Annotated in this window: 17 protein-coding genes; 4 read left to right on the top strand and 13 right to left on the bottom strand. The window is 44.6% G+C overall.

What is annotated here, in order from left to right:
- Window positions 1-110 precede the first annotated feature (110 nt).
- The 7 genes from ACWPAB_RS02610 to ACWPAB_RS02580 form a co-directional block, all read right to left on the bottom strand.
- Window positions 111-971: a zinc metalloprotease gene (locus ACWPAB_RS02610; RefSeq protein WP_003586346.1), complete on the bottom strand. Its 861-nt coding sequence runs from the start codon at window positions 969-971 to the stop codon at window positions 111-113.
- A 454-nt stretch (window positions 972-1425) separates the two neighbouring features.
- Window positions 1426-1773 carry an IS66 family insertion sequence element accessory protein TnpB gene (gene tnpB / locus ACWPAB_RS02605; RefSeq protein WP_003568913.1) on the bottom strand — a complete coding sequence of 116 codons (348 nt, stop codon included), beginning with the start codon at window positions 1771-1773 and terminating at the stop codon, window positions 1426-1428.
- Window positions 1763-1948 carry a hypothetical protein gene (locus ACWPAB_RS02600; RefSeq protein WP_003568915.1) on the bottom strand — a complete coding sequence of 62 codons (186 nt, stop codon included), beginning with the start codon at window positions 1946-1948 and terminating at the stop codon, window positions 1763-1765. Before ACWPAB_RS02600 ends, tnpB (ACWPAB_RS02605) begins: the two co-directional genes overlap by 11 nt.
- A 195-nt stretch (window positions 1949-2143) precedes the next feature.
- A complete protein-coding gene (locus ACWPAB_RS02595) occupies window positions 2144-4819 on the bottom strand; it encodes a DEAD/DEAH box helicase (protein ID WP_016382100.1) in 2676 nt (891 codons plus the stop codon).
- Between the two features lie 186 nt (window positions 4820-5005).
- Window positions 5006-5104, bottom strand: a complete 99-nt coding sequence (tnpB, locus tag ACWPAB_RS02590; RefSeq protein ID WP_372499582.1) for an IS66 family insertion sequence element accessory protein TnpB — start codon at window positions 5102-5104, stop codon at window positions 5006-5008.
- A gap of 205 nt (window positions 5105-5309) precedes the next feature.
- The gene (gene galU / locus ACWPAB_RS02585) at window positions 5310-6224 is read right to left on the bottom strand and encodes a UTP--glucose-1-phosphate uridylyltransferase GalU (protein WP_003569802.1); all 915 of its coding nucleotides are present in this window, start codon (window positions 6222-6224) and stop codon (window positions 5310-5312) included.
- 157 nt (window positions 6225-6381) lie between these two features.
- Window positions 6382-7455 carry a phosphomevalonate kinase gene (locus ACWPAB_RS02580; RefSeq protein ID WP_003569800.1) on the bottom strand — a complete coding sequence of 358 codons (1074 nt, stop codon included), beginning with the start codon at window positions 7453-7455 and terminating at the stop codon, window positions 6382-6384.
- A gap of 378 nt (window positions 7456-7833) precedes the next feature.
- On the opposite strand from ACWPAB_RS02580, the gene ACWPAB_RS02575 reads away from it, so the two are divergent.
- Both ACWPAB_RS02575 and ACWPAB_RS02570 read left to right on the top strand, forming a co-directional pair.
- Entirely contained in the window at window positions 7834-8043 is a 210-nt protein-coding gene (locus ACWPAB_RS02575; RefSeq protein ID WP_003564534.1) for a DUF1659 domain-containing protein, read from the top strand.
- Window positions 8044-8058: 15 nt separating this feature from the next.
- Window positions 8059-8316 carry a DUF2922 domain-containing protein gene (locus tag ACWPAB_RS02570; protein WP_003564532.1) on the top strand — a complete coding sequence of 86 codons (258 nt, stop codon included), beginning with the start codon at window positions 8059-8061 and terminating at the stop codon, window positions 8314-8316.
- Window positions 8317-8534: 218 nt separating this feature from the next.
- On the opposite strand, the gene ACWPAB_RS02565 is transcribed toward ACWPAB_RS02570, so the two are convergent.
- On the bottom strand, window positions 8535-9596 hold the full coding sequence (locus ACWPAB_RS02565) for a glycosyltransferase family 2 protein (RefSeq protein ID WP_003569798.1): 1062 nt from the start codon (window positions 9594-9596) through the stop codon (window positions 8535-8537).
- A gap of 278 nt (window positions 9597-9874) precedes the next feature.
- Window positions 9875-10699, bottom strand: a complete 825-nt coding sequence (gene map, locus ACWPAB_RS02560; RefSeq protein WP_003564528.1) for a type I methionyl aminopeptidase — start codon at window positions 10697-10699, stop codon at window positions 9875-9877.
- Between the two features lie 250 nt (window positions 10700-10949).
- Between map and ACWPAB_RS02555 the strand changes: the two genes are divergently transcribed.
- A complete protein-coding gene (locus ACWPAB_RS02555; protein WP_003564526.1) occupies window positions 10950-11411 on the top strand; it encodes a flavodoxin in 462 nt (153 codons plus the stop codon).
- A gap of 85 nt (window positions 11412-11496) precedes the next feature.
- Here ACWPAB_RS02555 and ACWPAB_RS02550 read toward each other — a convergent pair whose 3' ends face one another.
- The 3 genes from ACWPAB_RS02550 to ACWPAB_RS02540 all read right to left on the bottom strand — a co-directional run bounded on the left by ACWPAB_RS02550 (window position 11497) and on the right by ACWPAB_RS02540 (window position 15017).
- Window positions 11497-12504 carry a YihY/virulence factor BrkB family protein gene (locus ACWPAB_RS02550; RefSeq protein WP_003569796.1) on the bottom strand — a complete coding sequence of 336 codons (1008 nt, stop codon included), beginning with the start codon at window positions 12502-12504 and terminating at the stop codon, window positions 11497-11499.
- Between the two features lie 140 nt (window positions 12505-12644).
- Window positions 12645-14018, bottom strand: coding sequence for a DUF2252 domain-containing protein (locus ACWPAB_RS02545; protein WP_003569794.1), 1374 nt, complete (start codon window positions 14016-14018; stop codon window positions 12645-12647).
- 390 nt (window positions 14019-14408) lie between these two features.
- On the bottom strand, window positions 14409-15017 hold the full coding sequence (locus tag ACWPAB_RS02540; RefSeq protein WP_003564519.1) for a TetR/AcrR family transcriptional regulator: 609 nt from the start codon (window positions 15015-15017) through the stop codon (window positions 14409-14411).
- Window positions 15018-15341: 324 nt separating this feature from the next.
- Here ACWPAB_RS02540 and ACWPAB_RS02535 point away from each other — a divergent pair, with 324 nt between their 5' ends.
- Window positions 15342-16577 carry an aminopeptidase gene (locus ACWPAB_RS02535; protein WP_003569792.1) on the top strand — a complete coding sequence of 412 codons (1236 nt, stop codon included), beginning with the start codon at window positions 15342-15344 and terminating at the stop codon, window positions 16575-16577.
- Between the two features lie 152 nt (window positions 16578-16729).
- Here ACWPAB_RS02535 and recQ read toward each other — a convergent pair whose 3' ends face one another.
- Window positions 16730-18508 (bottom strand): DNA helicase RecQ, encoded by a 1779-nt coding sequence (recQ, locus tag ACWPAB_RS02530; RefSeq protein WP_016381151.1) that lies wholly within the window; start codon window positions 18506-18508, stop codon window positions 16730-16732.
- Between the last annotated feature and the right edge of the window lie 20 nt (window positions 18509-18528).

Raw genomic sequence — 18528 nt, 5'->3', positions numbered from 1 at the left:
CATTTTTCTCATTAATCGTCATGCCCAACGTGTTGCGTGACGGCCCACATTAAGAAACGGTCCCAGTATTCCTCAAAGCAAGGAGTAATGGGACCGCTTTTTCTATAGTCTCATTGAGTCAGTTGACCCAACTTCATTGAGCCTCGTTTTGAAGACATTCTCGTTACCTGTAATCTTGACTGCACCACCATGAAATCTCTAGTCAAAAGACGATCTTTTCCGGTAAGGAGTTGACTCACTAGGTCAGCATGCCAAACATTCATCGTTGCATTAGCACGACAATAAAATATCCCGTCTGTCATATTTGGAATGATCACCGGTCTAGTGCCCACATATAGTTGATCTAGATTTTCCAAGATATCCCCGATGGCATTAACATTGTAATCTGGAATATCCGGAAGAATCCCTTTTGCAAGTTTCCCTGCGCCACTTGTTCCCATCAGTGCACCCGAATCATGATTAATGCCTAGCGCATGACCCATCTCGTGGCTTATTGTTGCTACAGCTTGAACAAAACCCTCCTGAGAACTAGCATCGTCAAGTGTGCCATTGCCAATTTTAATTATGTTTTGCCAACCTTCATGAACAATACCATTGTAACCAGTTTCGGCAACAACGCCATTAGGCAGATTTGTGGACTTTATGACAACATCGGCATCAGCCTTTGCCACTTGAGCCTTTTGATAGCTCATAATTAAATTCATGCCAACTGCTCTATTCCAGTGAGCTGCTGCTGCTGTTATCACGTCTTTTTGTTTAATAGCGTCATCATCATAAATCATAGTGCCATGTTTGTTAATGGTTGTTATGGATGAAAGCTTACTTGGTCTTGCATTTTCCGGTTCGTTTTTAAAAATATTTAAACCGTTGGTGAACTTAACTTTGGCATCTACTTGTTTTGCGTTATTAAACAAGGTCATGCTCGTCACAATCGTTAATACCGTTAAAAAGATTCTCCAGCTTTTTCTCATAGTCTCACCCCTTTGCTCCCCGGGTATTTATATATTAACTGTACGCTATTTCGCTTAATGCCGGTAGTGGCTCATGATTACCGAATCATTTTCTTGCGAGTTACTATTCTTCGCTTTTTAACCTAACAACGCAATGATGACGGATCGAGGCTAAAGGATCTGTTATGTAATGCTCTTGCTGACAAATCGTTAATCCGAATGACTTTTATTGAAGTATTTGCTGATGAAGCAATGCCTAAATTGAAACTCTTCAGAATAAGAATCACTTTATCAGCAGCCACAAAAAAAGTTTGACCTAATTGATTACAATCAACGTACCTTTAAGTCAACCTGTTATTAAGTTTGATTACTTAGTGGCTGTTTAATTTCTTCTTCTGTCATCACGCTGATCGCCACTTGTCTTTGATTTATTGGCATGAGTGTACCACTGATCAAACGCAATAACGATTGTTTTTTAGCTTTTAATGCATGGAGATTGGATGTACGGTCGGTCGATGGCCCAGCCTGAAAGTAGCCGTACGAATTGCTTGGTGTGAAGTTTGCGGACCTCATCTTGATTCAGTGGCCATTGTAGGCGACCATCTTCAATGCGTTTGTAAAGCAAGATAAAGCCGTCACCGTCCCAATAAAGCGCCTTGAAACGATCCTTGCGCGTTCCGCAGAACAAGTACAGTGCTTTGTTATAAGGATCAAGTTCAAATTGGTGTGTCACCACATTCGCCAACCCGTCAATACCACGGCGCAGATCGGTTTTGCCGCAAACAATGTAAATGCCATGTAACTGGCGCATATCAATGAGCATCAGGGAACACCGCCTTCAGGAGGGCATCAAGAATATAGCCCTGAATGTGGTTGTAAATAACGACCGTTTCACGGTTGTTAACCCGGATTTGGAGGGTCTTAGACGCTGGCAGTGGCTGCCGTGATGGGCTTTCCTGATCGAGTTTAACTTGAACAATATCTGGATTTTCTGACATAGAAAACACCTCACCATATTTGATGAGGCTAGTTTAGTACTGTGATTAGAGTTTGGGAATCCGTGCTGTTATTGAGTGCTTACTATACGACGCGAAGCGGTTTGCGTCTCTTTGGTGCAAAAAAGCCTCGATTTCTCGAGACTCTCTGTCGATATTCAACTTTCACTTTTTAGTTATCGGCATTAAAAAGGTGGTCTAGGAAGGAAGTTCAGATAATTTTTCCTTCTCTATCAATTTTAATAAATCACTAGGTGTTACATTTTTTTCTACCATTTTTCTTTTTGCATAATCCCTCCACGAAATATCATTGCGTTCTGATAGTTCCGTAATCAGTTCAGCCATAGTATTAGTAGCGCTTACAGCAAACTTGTATAATGCATCTTGGTTTAGGTAATAGATATTGTCCGCAAAAGTTCGTGCATCACTTTTTAATTTTGTTTGATTTGAAATAAATACAGTAATGATGCTTGTGTCTTTACCGATGCCAGGTATATTATTTTTCATAAGCCACTCCTTATGGCCAGCGGCTTGTCTGACATACTTTGTAGGTATATGTTCCGTTATGATCTTACATTCCGAAACAACAACTTTTGTATCATCAATGAACCACCATGGGTCTGGAGCAGAGTCTTGAACTGTGTTTTCTGATCTATATCCTAATAAACGTCCTAATTCTTGAAAACCTTGTTCAAAAATTTTACCGTTTTTCCCATTTGATTTTGAGTCAGGTTCCACTTTTAATTTTTCAAGCGTCTTAGTGACATCTTTTCTATACTTTAACTTTGTTTTTTTCAAATTACCGGAAAAAAGAGAAGTTTCAATATTTTCAAATAATAATGACAAAGAATCATCCAAAAAATTTGACTCATTAGCATTTGTTGATTCACTAAATTCTGGAACTATTACTTTGCCAAACCATGGCGTGTACTGAGAGGCCGAATGCATTTCAGCTATACATCTAATGCATTTTTTCTTGTCAATAGGATCTTGTGTTTTCTGAAAAATTTCGTATGCTGAATATGCTGCGAGGTATAACCAAAACGCACGATATCCTAATAATTTTATGTCGTCAGACAGTTCATGAACAGCTTTTTCTGCGTTAACAAAAGCTTCATCATAATTATTATTCCATAGGTCATAATTGCACTTTAATTCATACTTTGCAGACCTATTAAGCTTTTCTAAATAATCTGGTTGATTTTTATCGTCGTTAAGTAATGACAATTCTTCATTGATCTGTTTCTCAACTTTCTCAATTGCCGTCTTATTTCTGCTAGTCAATGACTCTATGACTTTTGATAAATTAACGCTTGGATTGTCACTGTTTTCTATATTACTTGATAGTTGAATCCCAGTATTAATTTCGGCCTGTATCATTTTAGGAAATGGACTAACTTTATTATGCGATTGTAATTGATTCTGCAAATCTGTCCCTAAAATAATTACAACTGAATAATCTTGTTCAGATCGTGAAGCACGTCCTATTGCTTGAATAATTCTTGTTTGTATTTGTTCTCTGTATAAAATTCGTGCATTAATTCTTGAGGATAAGAATCTTTCTTGTAGGTTTGTAGCCAAAGCAATGTCAGATAATACAAGTAAATGAGATAAATCTTCTTCAAAATCTAAGCCATCGTACCTATTTGACAGTACAATGATACCATCTTCTGAATTGTAAAAATCCTGAATATGAGAAATATCAAACTTTTTAAAGCTATTTGGTAATAAAGCATTGAATAAATCACGATCTCTATTATTCTTAGTAAGAATAACGGCCTTTGTTTTTATAGGAATTACCTCGGTTAATAAGTTTGCGTACTTCTCAATTTGATTTTCATTCTGATTATTAATAATCGGAAATAATAAGTAGTGTCTTCCACCTGTAGGTTCTCTGTTACTATCGAGTTTGATATAGTCTATTTTATCAGATACTCCTATTGTCCTAGAAGTTTGTTCAGTATGCCCGAATGTTGCCGATAAATAAATTCTTTGTTTGGTTTGTCTAATGTTTTCAAGTGTGAGAGTTGGAGAATAAAGAGGCTTTATTGTTATTGATTTTTTATCGTAGAAAAGGTTACATGCGCCTAAATGTTCTTTAATATTACTCCACGCATATTTCGAATCTTTTATCAAATCGCGATTTGACTCAACAATTTCTGATATTGCATTCCAAAATTTTTGTAACTCAAATAATGATACAGAATTGACTGAGTTTTCAACCTCTGGATCATCAACTAAAGATTTTTTAATCTCCGGACTACTTTCAGTAGTACTCAGCAGATCCATTATTTGGTCATATACGACGTTGACCTGTTCGTTACTACCCTCTCCGTCTAAGAATCGATTAATTGTAAAAGTCCATGGAGAGGCAATATAGTTGTCTGCGCCGTGAATATCATCGAATATAAAGGTATCAACGTCTGAAAAGAACGAATTATTGTTAAAGACAGAGCTATAATTCGTAACTGCGATTGCTTCATTTCTTAGAAAAACATGCATATCACTTGTTGAGTACTCGCTTTGAGTACCCGTAAATTTCAATACCCTGATACCATACTTTTTAATTGCCTGCGTACAAACCTGATCAACTAATATATTATTGGTGCAAACAAAGACAACTTGTTCACCCCTTTTTCTTCGTCTGTATTCGCCAATAATCAGACCAACTAGAGTTTTACCAGAACCTGTAGGTAATTCAATGGCAACATCTCGACGGTCCAAGTGTTTTGAAAAGTATTTCATGATAATTTCTGATTGATAGTCTAGCGGACCATTAATTCGTTTACCGGCTCGATATCCCTTTTTGTACATTTCGATTGGATCATCAAAGTCATCTGAACTATGACTGCTAAAATTAAAGAGTTCTTCCAATACAAGTCATCTCCAAGAATATTTAATATTAATAGAACCTATCATTCAATAAGTATACCAAATATACCAAATGTTTGCGATGTCAGAGAACTTTTGGTGGTATTCTAGAATAAATGGTTGATTCAATCGCCCGCTGTTTGAAGCCGGGTCGGTTGACCACCGTATACGGTCATTTTCTAAACGCTTCTAAAATAGAATAAAACCATCACCGTTCCAATAAAGTGCCTTGAAACGATCTTTTCGGGTTCCGTAAAACAAATAGGGATTTTGACAATAAGAATACAACCCCGAATTCAACTCCTTTTTTCATAATCCCACCTCTTATTTTTCACGCCTATACACAGTAACCGTAGCTTTTCATTTCAAAAACGTCAATTTTTTAGTGAATGGCTCCTGTAAAAAATCAAAAAACAGGTTAACGTAACTGAGCGCAATCATCGCCCCATTAAGTCAACCTGTTATTAAATCTCATTATCGAGAATATAAATGACTATTTCTTACTTCCCGGCTTCCCAACAGGCTTATTTGCCTGCAACTTTCCCGCCAAATCAAGAAGATAAGCACGCAACTCATCCTTCACTTCTGGATGGGTCAGGCCGTACTCGATGTTGGTCTTCACATAGCCAAACTTATTCCCAACGTCATAACGATCGCCGGTGAATTCATGGGCGAAGACACGCTGGGTTTGGTTCAATGTGTCGATGGCATCGGTGAGTTGAATTTCGTTACCCTTACCAGGTTTTTGATTTTCGAGAATATCAAAGATCTCTGGTGTCAACAAGTAACGGCCAATGATGGCCAAGTCACTTGGTGCATCGGCAACAGCTGGCTTTTCAACAAATTTCTTGACGTTGAAGAGTCCCTTTGAAACTTCTTTTTCAGGGTCAATAACGCCATAAGCTGAAACTTCGTCATGTGGCACTTTTTTAACGGCAAGGATGGATGCGTGGGTCTTATCGTATTCGTTAATCAGTTGCTTGGTCAATGGTACCTTGTCATGCATCAGGTCATCGCCGAGCATGACAACAAATGGTTCGTCGCCAACGAATGACTTCGCCAAACGAACGGCATCCCCAAGGCCGCGCGGATATGGCTGGCGAACGAAGAAGAGATTAACGCCGATGTCAGTAGTGGAGTGAACCAACTCCAACAAGGCATCTTTATGTTTTTCTTTCAAATTTTGTTCCAATTCAGGAGCAGAATCGAAATGGTCCTCAATAGAACGTTTTTGTTTACCCTCAACGATCAGAATGTCTTCAATCCCGCTGGCCTTAGCCTCTTCAACGATGAACTGAATGGTTGGTTTATCAACGATTGGTAACATCTCTTTGGCTAAAGCTTTAGTTGCTGGCAGAAAGCGGGTCCCAAGCCCGGCTGCCGGAATGACTGCTTTACGAACTTTCACGTGTACACAAGTCCCTTCTCTTACTAATTTGACTACCTACTATACTATACTAGAAACCGCTTGCGAAAAGTATTGGAAATCCTGAATTCTAACAAAGAATTCACATTTTCATCGCTGAAAATAAAAAACTCGATCACCATTAGCAATCGAGTTGTCTTTAATCATTAATTTCATGCACATTAAATTTCAGAGGCTCGATATGATGGTCGCGCCAAGCCGCAAGTAACGGTTTGATGGCTTGATGAGAATCAATCAAGACGATCCCACAATCGCCGCCACCGGCACCTGAAGATTTTGCCGCGCCGCCTGCTTGTTCAGCTAGTTCAACAAGTTGACGTAATGCTGGTGTTTGGATCGCAACCCCCGAGAAATGAGCTAATTCATCCAACAACTCACGGTTGCGGCGAATACCAGCTTGAATACTGCTCAACGAACGGTTGCGGAACCCATCAATTAATTTTTCTAAGGTTTCGCGGCTAGCTGTTAAGAAGTCACGGTAAAGTTGTGGCTTCTTCGCTTTGGCCAGCGTAATTTTGTCGACCAACTGAGAAGTTGAAGCTGGTGAACCTGTCCAGCCAACCAGCAATTGCATGTCAGCCGGAGCTGTGAGCAGCTCAATCGACAAGTCCGGCCAGTCAGTGTTAATCAGGTCGGCTAGTGACATCTGGTTTCGTGCTGCCGCCAACCACGCTTTATCAAACGAACGGTAGGCAATCCATCCCCCATAGACAGATGCTGCTATGTCACCTAAAGAGCCATTGCCCTGTACGTCTAGATGGGCAATGGCAGCCAGCTTGTAGATCTGATCCTTCGACATTTTCAAGTCGTAAAACTTGGCTAATGCCTTAATGGTGGCAACAGTCACCGCTGCTGAACTGCCTAGGCCATACTTCTTCCCATCCTTGGCGTCCAGCTGCGAATCAATATAGAGCTTATATAACGCGAGCGGTTTGTCTAACTCTCGAGCGTATTGTTCAGTCAATTTGATTGCCGAGAGAATGTAATGAAACGGATTATCCCGATTATCAAAGACCATCTCGTCGCCTTGACGCTGCCAATACAGCGAGTTTTCCTGATACTGCTCGGACACGATACTGCCGAAATGCTTCGTTGCCTCAACCGTGACGGTGACGAATTGATCTAACGCCACAATGATTGCGGGGAAGCCAGTTTCAACCACCGCGTATTCACCGGCAACATAAAGCTTGCCTGGCGCCTGCGCTGTTATCACACAATCAGAACCCTTCAATTTTTCATTTATATAGGACCCCAGAGGGAATCCGACTGTAAGTATAGCTGACCTTACGTCACAGTGACGTAAACCAACAAAAACCTTACTATTTCTAAAGAATCACCTTAATTATTTTAGCAGAGATTCAACTTTGTGCAATGGTTTCCGAATTTTCGATCATTTAGGGTTGTCAAATCGAAGGGTTCACCGATTTGTATAAGTGTAAGGCAAAAAAATGTCTTACGATGCCATGGCACCTTTTGATCCACCTAGTTGTATTTTAAAGACCGCGTGACCTGACTTCGGCCAAGTCTAGTCACACAGTTGCAATTGACGATGAAAAGCGCACGCAAGCGCTGAAAACAAGGAGGAAGTAACATGCCACGAACAATCAAAGCACAAGCCATTGTCTATACGATGATCGACCCAGAGAAGGAGGATTACAAACAAGTCCGGCGCATGAACAACGTCGCGCTTGAAGCTGACGATGGTCAATTACTCGCGATCGGCAGTGCCTTCGCTAGTTTGTACCCGGGTACTCAACTGCACAGCACGGTCTTGCAGCAGCAAACCGAACTGAACGCCTAAACGGAGGGCTAACTTATGAAAACACTTTCTTTTAGTTTCAAATCTTCACTTGGTAAGACCACCAGTATTCGTTTAAACAAGTACGAAGCTGACGTAACGGCGGATCAAGCCAAACAGTTCGCGCAGATTGTCGCTGATGCCAAGGCCTTCGTCAAGGATGGCGTCAACCTGTATGCGACTCCGACAGGCGCCAAGATGACCGAGACACAGGTTACTGAAATCTACCACGTTGATGAGAAGAAGGAACCACAACCTGCAGAACCACAGGCATAACTGAACAACCGCCACCTGCTGAAACCCCCATCAGCCCCTTTTCGATGATCGCTAGGAAGCCGCCGCTCGCGAAACACATGAGTGGCGGCTTTTTTGTGCGAGTCGTTTAGAAACAAGAGCGTAAGTGGCCTCAGCGTCTAGTGACTGTGTCTTAGTCATTGAACGCTGAGGTCACTCACGCGAAATATTGTTGCGGCTGTGAGTGCGGTTGTCCCTCGCTAGGATTCTCTTTTCACATCTTCTGGATCATCATCCGCCTTGGCAAGCTTATTCAAGTCATCGAAGGTCGGCAAGTCCAGCAACTGCGACCATGCGCGCAACCTGCCTGTCAGGCTCGTTTTGTTGGGCTTGTCTGGATTTTCTGTCGCTAAATCGTTGACATCGCCTGCCGAGATGACATCTTGAAACTCGCGGGTATATTGCCCCAGTACCATCCCAAGCTGGCGGACATAACCCCAATTTTTAACAAGCTGACGTGGTGACATTTTTGATAACACAAATAGACTCAGGGCTGCATAACGGCGCACTGCCAGTGAGGTCAATTCCGGCTTGTCATGCGCGAGGGTCAGGAAAACGGCGCCGAGTTGATGGATTGCTTCTAAATCACGCTTTTGAAACTTGGCGTGCACACTGCTGGTCGCATTGAACCGGTAATAATACCGAGGTTCGTCAATGAAGCCGATTTGATCAATTCGCGGCAAAAGATGGCCGATAAAGTAAGCATCCTCTAACAAATTAAAATTCGCGACAGGCACAGGCTGTTCGAATAACTCGGCACGGAATAATTTATTCCACAAATAACCGCGCAAATCACGATCCTCTAACCAATAGCGATACTTGTCATCGCCTTCGATTTTAAATGTCGATTCACGAAACGCGCGTGCCTTCATCTTCGTACTGCCAATGTAGTTGTAATAATTGACGACCACCATATCGACCCGTGGTGCCTTCATCCCGTCTGCCATGGTGGATAGCCACTGCGGATGCACAAGATCGTCGCTATCCATAAACGTGATCAAGTCCCCGTTGGCATGATCAATCCCAATTTGCCGAGCCCGTGCTTGACCGCCATTTTGAACCCGCACAACGTGAATTCGGGGATTTTCTCGCATATAAGCCGCCAAGATAACTTTACTGGTATCCATGGAACCATCGTCTACACAAATAATCTCATAATTCGGATAATCCTGTGCCAATAAACTGTCCAAGGCCTCTGCGAGATACTTCTCTGCATTGTAGACTGGCATGATAACCGAGATCAGCGCTTCAGGATCTGCCATATACTCCCTCTTTTCGTCCTTTCCTTTAGTATAACGTGAACTGGTTTGATTAAGTACCATTCGTTTGTAAGTTACGATAACGCGCTCGCTTGCGCAGAAGCCTGCATATAAGGACCTTGATTGCAATGGTCAAAGCCCGACCATCACGATCAAGGCCGCTTACACTCCGGTTGCTAACCGGGCTGATTCGCGCTCACATACAAAACGGGGTGAGCAATCATCGTCGCCACCCCGTTTTTTCGTGCCCTATTGTTTCTGAATGATCGCGTTGGCCGCTATTATTCAGGAAGTGTTTTAAGATCGGCCTCGGTTAACTTGTACTTCTCATCAATGGCATCGCCTTGAGAAGTCAAAATCTTCGGGCCGTTATCTGTGATGACCAGCGTGTGCTCGTACTGGGCACACTTGCTGCCGTCAGCAGTGACGTAGTATTCCCAAGTATCGCCTGGGACTTGTTTACCCTTGATCTTCCAAGTACCTTCAGTGATCATCGGCTCGATCGTAATGGTCATGCCGGCTTTTAGTCGTAAACCATGACCTGGCACGCCATAATGCGGCACATTAGGACTTTCGTGCATGGTTGGCTGAATGCCGTGGCCAATAAGCTCACGGACATCGCCGTAGCCGTTATCATCTTCGGTGTAAGTCTGAATAGCAGCGCCAATGTCACCGATCCGATTGCCAACAACTGCTTCATCAATCCCTAAGTACAGGGACTTTTTGGTAACGTCCATCAGCTTCTGGTCAGCTTCTGACACCTTGCCAACGCCGTACGTCCAGCAAGAATCGCTGAAGTAGCCATTCCAGCTGACAACCGTGTCAACACTGACAACATCGCCATCTTTGAGTTTCAGGCCCTTACGCGGAACCGCATGCGCAACTTCATCGTTGATGCTGACACAAGTCACATACTTATAACCTTCAAAACCGACTTGTTCGGCCTTGGCGCCATGAGATTCAAAGAATTCTTTGGCGAACTTTTCAATTTCCCAGCTTGAGATACCTGGTTTGATAATATCGCGCAGGCCAAGGTGCATACCTGCCAAAATGGCACCGGACTTTGCCATGCCTTTAATTTCTCGTGCTGATTTGATCGTGATCAAGCTTTTCTGCCTCCAATACAAGTTTAGCTCGCAATTAGTGTAGCATTAATCAGGGATAAACAACAGAAGTCTGAGAATGGTTGGTTAAACAGTGTCGGTGTCGGCTATGACATCAGGGATCATTGGCCTTTTCGATTCACATCCCCAGAGTCGTGTCCCCTATGCTATAATCAGGCAAATGAACAAGAAAAGGCAGCCTCGCCGACGTGTAAGCCCCCGAGCGCTGTGTTTTAGGAGGAATAAGAGAAAAATGGCAAGCGCAAGGATTGTATATGCCAGTTTGACCGGCAACAACGAGGATATCGCTGGTATTATTGAAGAAGCTTTTGAGGACTTAGGGGTGGACGTGACGACAACGGAAGTTTCTCAAGCGCTGGCCAGCGATTTTGAAGATGTCGATATTTGTGTCACCGCGACTTACACCTATTCAGATGTCGGTGATGGCGAGTTGCCTGATGAAGCCGTTGACTTCTATGAAGAGTTGCAAGAACTCGATCTTAAAGGTAAGGTCTACGGTTGCTGCGGCAGCGGTGATCGCTTCTATGATGACTTTGCCACTTCGGTAGACGACTTTGACAAGGCTTTTGCCAAGACCGGAGCCACGAAGGGTGCAGAAGACGTTAAGATCGATCTCGCCCCTGAAGAAGACGATATTAAGCACCTAGAGGCCTTTACCAAACAACTTGTTGAAAAGTATCAGGCATTGCAATAAAACCGTTTAAAACAAAAGGACTTACGCTCTCAGATGAACGCAAGTCCTTTTTTGCTGCTCTCAGCCATGGTTGCTCGCTCAATGACTAGCTTTTCGCTTCTTTTTCTTCGTGTGGTGTCCGCACCCGGCGTTTGACGAAATCGTGCACCTTGCCTTTACTGCCATGCAGTCGGCCAATGAAATACTCAGCGGTGAGTGCATTGATGACGGCGCCCCACAACAGCACCAGTGCGGAGAAGTTAAGCCATAACATGATCGCGATGAAGGTGCCAATCGTGCCATAGGACAGATAGCGTGTCCCAAAATATTTCATGTATAAGGAAAACGCTTGGGCAATTAACAGCCAACCGGCGACTGTAAAGGCGGTGCCTGGTAAGACTGTCCACATCCGAATTTTGACGTTCGGCAGAAAATAATTTAAAAACATAATAATGACAAAAAGCGCGGTAATCGTCACTGGCCAACGTAGGGTATTAAATGTTCGCAGCCAGTCATCGTTGAGACGAAGCAGTGGGATCAGCCATTCCAGAAACTGGCGGCCAAATGCAAAAACAATCAGAATGGCGCCCATCACAATGATGAGTGTGAAGGTCATGAGCATCGATAATAAGCGTTGAATAATAAAATTTTGCGATGACTCGACGCCGTAAATTTGATTGAAGCCCATTTTCAAACCATTCACGCCTAAACTGGCCGCCCACAAAGTCGCAACCGCCCCAATTCCCAGCAAACCGCCACTGCTGGAATCCAACAGATTGGCGATCACTGGGTCCAACCAATTCATGACATTGGATGGGATTGCCTGTGTCAAATAGGCAGCAAGGCCTTTGTATGTTAAGCCAAAATAAGGCAATGCATTGGCGACAAACAAAATCAATGGGAATAAGGACAGCAAGGTATAGTACGCCAAGGCAGCAGCACTTTGGCCGATGTTCGATTCGGTGATCCGATTGATGGCAAGTTTAACAAACACCCGCATTTTGGTGCGGCGTGGCAACGCCAAATCTGCCAATGCTGCACGCCCGGATTGAATCGCGACTTCTTGTTCGGCGGAAAGCAGCGGCGGCTTTTTTTGATGTTGTTTGCGAGCCATAATCACTTGCCTCCTTTCTGTGACGCCCTGCTCTTCAGGCATGTCATTAAGTTAGGTGATTAGCGTCTTAACTTTATTTTGCCAGAGTGAGCGTCATCAGGACAAGAAAAATCTGATCTGTCAATCAGTTCCAAGATGGCTCAGGCCAGCATGTGCGTCTGAACTGCCCGCATAAAGGCTGAATAATCCGCTTTTACCTGATTCAGATACCATTTGCTCCAACGCTGAACGGCGCTGTCAAAACTTTTATCGAGATAGCCGGTAACCACTGCAGCCTGAGGCGTCTGAGCGTGTGCCATTGCCAATAGATACGTGGTGATCTGGGTGTAGTACTGAAACTCGGGGAAAGTCAGTTCCTCAAGATCCACAGACCCCTTCATATCACGGAACTGGCGGACATAATAGCTTTTATCGCCTACGTTAAACCAGCCGAGGAATGGATCAGAGGCTTTCTGCAAAATCATCTGGGATGCGATGATCCGCTGTCCCTGACTGACTTCTTGTTGTAACGTGATGCGTTCCGTATTTGGAATTAATTCAGGTCGCGGCGGCAAGGCTTCTTTGACTTGCAGCACAAGATGGCTGCCACCTAATCCGCTTAGCAAAACGAGATAGCAATTCGTGCCAAAGCTGCCGATACCCACGCTGTGATGAATGATGTCCGTAATCCGATATTCGCTCAGTAGCACCAAAATATCCGGCCGCGTGGACTTACGATACTGGGTAAAGCCGTCAAAGATCGCCTGATAAGTCGTTTTATCCAACCTGACGGAGCTTGGCGGATCGTCTTTAAACCGCATGTTGCCATCGATAGTCGTGGTGTATTTTTTGATCACCGAGTCATTATTACGCTTCGTCGCCTTTTTCACAAATTTCGACAGCAACGCCGAATCTTCAGCGCCGGGGATCGACTGCACAAGATGGTTGACTTCGGTGGACTGATAAAAACGATCCAATGCACCAACCTTGAAAAGATCCCGTAAGGTTTTACGATAAATCGATGCATCAGTCTGTACCAATTCATCTAATTTATCTGCATCAAATCCTTGTTGGTCGCCTAACAAATAAACACTCGTCAGCAAACGCTTGATGTCAAACTCAAAGCTGTTGATCTGCGCTTCATCGAAGTCGTTGAGGTCAAAAAGCAGGTTGCGTTCTGGCGATGCGTAGAAACCGAAATTCTGTAAGTGGGCGTCACCATCAATTAACAGATTGATGCCAGACTTCTCCCCTTGCTGCAAGTCATAGGCCATCAACTCAGCAGTGCCGCGAAAAAAAGCTGCCTGTGAAGCGCCCATGCGACTATGACGCATAGGCAGCAGTGATTTGGTTAAGTTTTGTTCGACACTATTAATGAACTGGACGGGGTCCCGATCAATCTTACTGACGGCAGCCAGACTTTCAATTGGTGCGGTTTTACGAATCTTTTTCCCAGTATCTTTTAAATCGTCAATGGTATATTTAGCGGCGATTCGTTCGCGTAATAGGTCTTTTAGGTCTGATGAACTTCCCATAATAAGCTCCCTTGTGGTTTTCTGTGTTGTCTTGTGAGACGGTAGACAACATCGTTAGTTTTAAAGTAGCGCATTGTGAGATGGTTTTCCAGTGATTCGGTGAAGTGGCGACTATGTAAAAGGCGGCAGCAGTGTTTGGCCCAAGGTCAGGGTTTGCACTGTTGCCGTCTTTTTTAACCGGTGGGACTCATTGTCGTTGAAAAAGCATTCGCCTTTAAACGCGTTCGCTGGCCCAGAAACCTACACATAAGGACCTCAAGGCTAAATGGCCAAAACCCAGCCATTTAGCCTTGAGGCCACTTATGTTCCGGTTTCTACCCGGGCCAGCTCACGCTCTAAAAAAACCGCTCCACATCGGAACGGTTATCCCCAATTTGCTATTAATGATCGTTAGTATCCCTGAGCGATCTTGGCGTCTTGAAACCAAGAGATGCGCGGGTCGTCTGAGAAGCGGCCGTTAACAATGAAGTCTTGTGTCACAGCCGTTAGAATATCAACCATTTGATCTCGTGTAATATCAATGAAGCCTGGTGCCATTAAATTGGCGATCCCCGTTGCAACGATCCATACCCCGCAGATCGTGTTGCGCAACTGTGCTTCGTTCAAGTGCTGCGCTGGTTCGTAAGAATCGAATACGCGCATTGCGGTGCTCATCGCATATTCGCGCATTTCATCAACACCGAAGTGATCTTCCACAAAAACGGCGCGATACAATGGCCGATTTTCAAGTGCAAAATTGATATAAGCAAGCCCCAAATCAACGACTGGATCGTTGGTAAAATGCTTTGCCATTTTCAGTGAAAGTAGTTCTTTAATTCGATCCATGACAGCCTGTTTCAGCTCAGCCATGTTTTTGAATTCTAAATAAATTGGCTGTGTTGAGCAGTTCATCTTTTTGGCGATATTCCGCGCTGTGAAACTCTTGAAGCCCTGTTCCACAACAAGGTCATACGCCGCATTGAGAATCTGATCATGCGTAATTGTTTTCTTTCGTGCCATAATGTTCCCCTTGCTTTCTTTAGTTATTTAAAACTAGCTTGCACACAACTCATTTACAAACACCTTTGGATACGCCTCCACTCCAAAAGGCAATCTAGATGTTATGCTGTTATTTTACCAGACCTCATACCAGAAAGAAACACTATTTGCAAACAAATTGACGGTTTTCTTAATTTTTTTCGAAGTATTTTTTAAAGAGAACGCCATGCTTTGTGGTGTCATTTATTTGAACATAAAGCACGGACGTTTTTTAGAACTGTTGAGCACGTGATGATGACTGCTATGGTAGACTATTGCCAACGACGGATTTGGAGGGAACGAAAGATGACATTACCTAACTTTGACAAAAGCCTCAAACAATATGCAGAGCTCGCGGTTGATATTGGCGTCGCCGTGAAACCCGGTGACACGGTTTATTTGCAAATTGCCGTGGATCAGGCCAAACTTGCGCAGTTGATTGTGGCTGCGGCTTATGACCGTGGTGCCGCTGAAGTGCAAGTTCAGTGGCACGATGATCTGATCAAGCGGTTGGACATGGCCCACATGGCAACATCCCGCCTGTACAACATCCCCGATTTCATTAAGGGTCAGTTTGATTACTGGGTCGATCACAATGCCAAACGGATTACTGTGATCTCTGCCGATCCTGACAACCTTGCAGGACTGGATCCACAACGCATCGCCAACTATCAAAATGCCTTCAATCAAGCTTACGCCCGCCTAATGGACGCAATCAGTTCAATGAAGATTAGCTGGACCATCATCGGCGCCGCAAGTCCAAAATGGGCCGAAAAAGTTTTCCCTGATGCCAAGACCCCGGAAGAAGCGACTGATAAACTCTGGGCGGCCATTTTCAAAACCACCCGAATTGACCAGCCTGATCCTGAAGCCGCTTGGAAAGCCCATGATCAACAATTGCGAACAAAAGCGGACTGGCTGAATGCTGAGCAGTTCGATCGGCTTCATTATGTCGCGCCGGGTACTGATTTGGTTGTCGGTCTGCCCAAGCACCATATTTGGGAAGGCGCTGGCGCCTATAATCCGCGCGGTGAGGAATTCATGGCCAACATGCCGACTGAGGAGGTCTTCACGGCGCCGGATTTCCGCCGCATTGATGGTACAGTTGCCTCCACTAAACCGCTAAGTTACTCCGGGAATATCCTTGAGGGGATGCATTTTACCTTTAAAAACGGTCAAGTCGTTGATGCCCATGCTGATCGTGGAGATGCGGTATTACAAAACCTGCTAAAGATCCCCGGCGCCCGCTCGCTTGGTGAAGTGTCGCTGGTCCCTGATCCATCCCCGATTTCCCAATCCGGCTTGATTTTCTTCAACACGTTATATGACGAGAACGCCTCTGATCACATGGCGCTCGGACAAGCTTATCCATTCTCCGTCAAAGACGGCGTTGCCATGACCACCGACCAACGCACCGCGGCTGGCCTCAACCAAAGTAACACGCACGTTGATTTCATGATGGGCTCAGCTGACATGAATATTGACGGCATCAAGGCCGATGGCACCGTCGTTCCGATTTTCCGCAATGGTGACTGGGCTTAGGTATTTTTCTCCGCCGTAATTGTCTTTTCTCCGCCAAATAAACCATAGTGGCGGAGAAAACCTGGTAAAAAGCTAAAAAGGCCGTGACCGCATCCCCCCGCTTCAAAACGGGAAAGACGCGATCACGACCTTTTTTGATCGACACTAGCCATTCAAGCCTTGGCCTTAATCGCCTGCAGGACATCCAAAAAGATTTGGCCATACTTATCCAACTTCGCCTGCCCGACGCCTTTGACTGCCATCAACTCATCAAGACTTTGCGGCATGGCGCTGCCAATTGCCTTCAACGTCTTATCAGAGAAAATCATATAAGGCGGTAAATGCTGCTGCTCCGCCAGTTGTCGCCGAGTACTGCGCAGTTCCTGAAAGACAGTGTCGTCGACTTCGAGATGCTGCTCGGCTTTTTGCGCCGTCTTCTGGAATACTTGCGCTTGTCCGCGAAGAACCTCAGTGCCTTTGGCCGTTAAGCCCAGAGTTGGGTACTGACCACCGCGGGTTTCTAAATAACCGCCAGCCGCCAGAAAATCTATGAACGTTGTAATGTCGCGTTGACGACGACTGCTCATCAACCCATAAGTTGACAATTGATCTAGATGAAACGACAATACCCTCTGATTGTGGGCTCCGGCCAACACTTGTGCCACAACGCCTTTGCCAAAACGTTCATGCAAGCGAACCACACAAGATAAGACCTTCTGCGCATCAACCGTAACATCCACCGATTCGCGGTCATCCAAACAATTCGAACACCGACCACATGGTTTTGTCCCGCTTTGACCGAAATAGTTCAAAATAAACTGTTGCAAACACTGATCTGTGTTCGCATACCGTTCCATCATTTTCAACTTCTCATATTGCCGCTGTTTGTGCTCGTCATCGCCTTCGGATTGATCGATGAAGAACCGCTGAACCTGGAGATCTTGCGGCTTAAACAGCAAAATTGCCTCACTCGGCAAGCCATCACGACCAGCCCGACCGGCTTCTTGATAATACGATTCGACATCTTTGGGAATCTGGGCGTGAATGACAAACCGCACGTTGCTTTTATCAATACCCATGCCGAACGCATTCGTTGCAATCATAATTGGTTTGCGATCAAACAAAAAATCTTCCTGATTAGCAGCACGCTGCGCTTCACTCATGCCCGCGTGATATTTGGCCACAGGCAACTTCTTATGTGCCAAAAAGGTATACAAACGGTCAACTTCTTTTCGGGTGCTGGCATAGATGATGCCTGCCTGATCGACATTCAGTTTCAGGTAATCTAGTAGATACCGATCTTCATCCTGATCGCGTACGACCTTGAAGCTCAGATTACTTCGCTCAAAACCAGTATTAATCATCCCGTCAGCCGGAATCGCCAGTCGCTGGCAAATATCCTGCGCAACTCGCGGTGTAGCCGTTGCGGTCAAGGCAATGACCGGTGGCTGCGAAGGCAATTGAGCCGCCACATTCGCCAGATTCAAATAACTCGGCCGAAAATCGTGCCCCCACTGAGAAATACAATGGGCTTCATCAATTGCAAATAACGAAATATCGGTGCTGCCAAGCCGTTGCACAAACCAATCCGTGTCAAACCGTTCTGGGGCAACATATAATAATTTAATCTGACCACTTCTTGCTTGATCAAGGCGATCAGCAATCTCTTGATAATCAAGGGTACTATTAATGAAAGCCGCCGGAATCCCGTTATCGTTCAGCGCATCCACCTGATCCTTCATCAACGCGATGAGCGGCGACACCACGAGCGTCAATCCCGACAACAACATCGCTGGAATCTGATAACACAACGATTTCCCGCCGCCTGTTGGCATCACAACCAGCGTGCTTTCACCAGCCAAAACGCGACTGATGGCCTGATTTTGACCAGCACGAAAATGATCATAGCCAAATTTTTCCTTTAAAATTGTCTCCGCTTGCGGCGCAATCATCGTCTTCCCCCTACTAAAGA

The organism is Lacticaseibacillus sp. 30, assembly GCF_053819265.1.
Note: the sequence above shows the minus strand (reverse complement) of the source record. Positions and strands in the feature narration are given on the sequence as shown.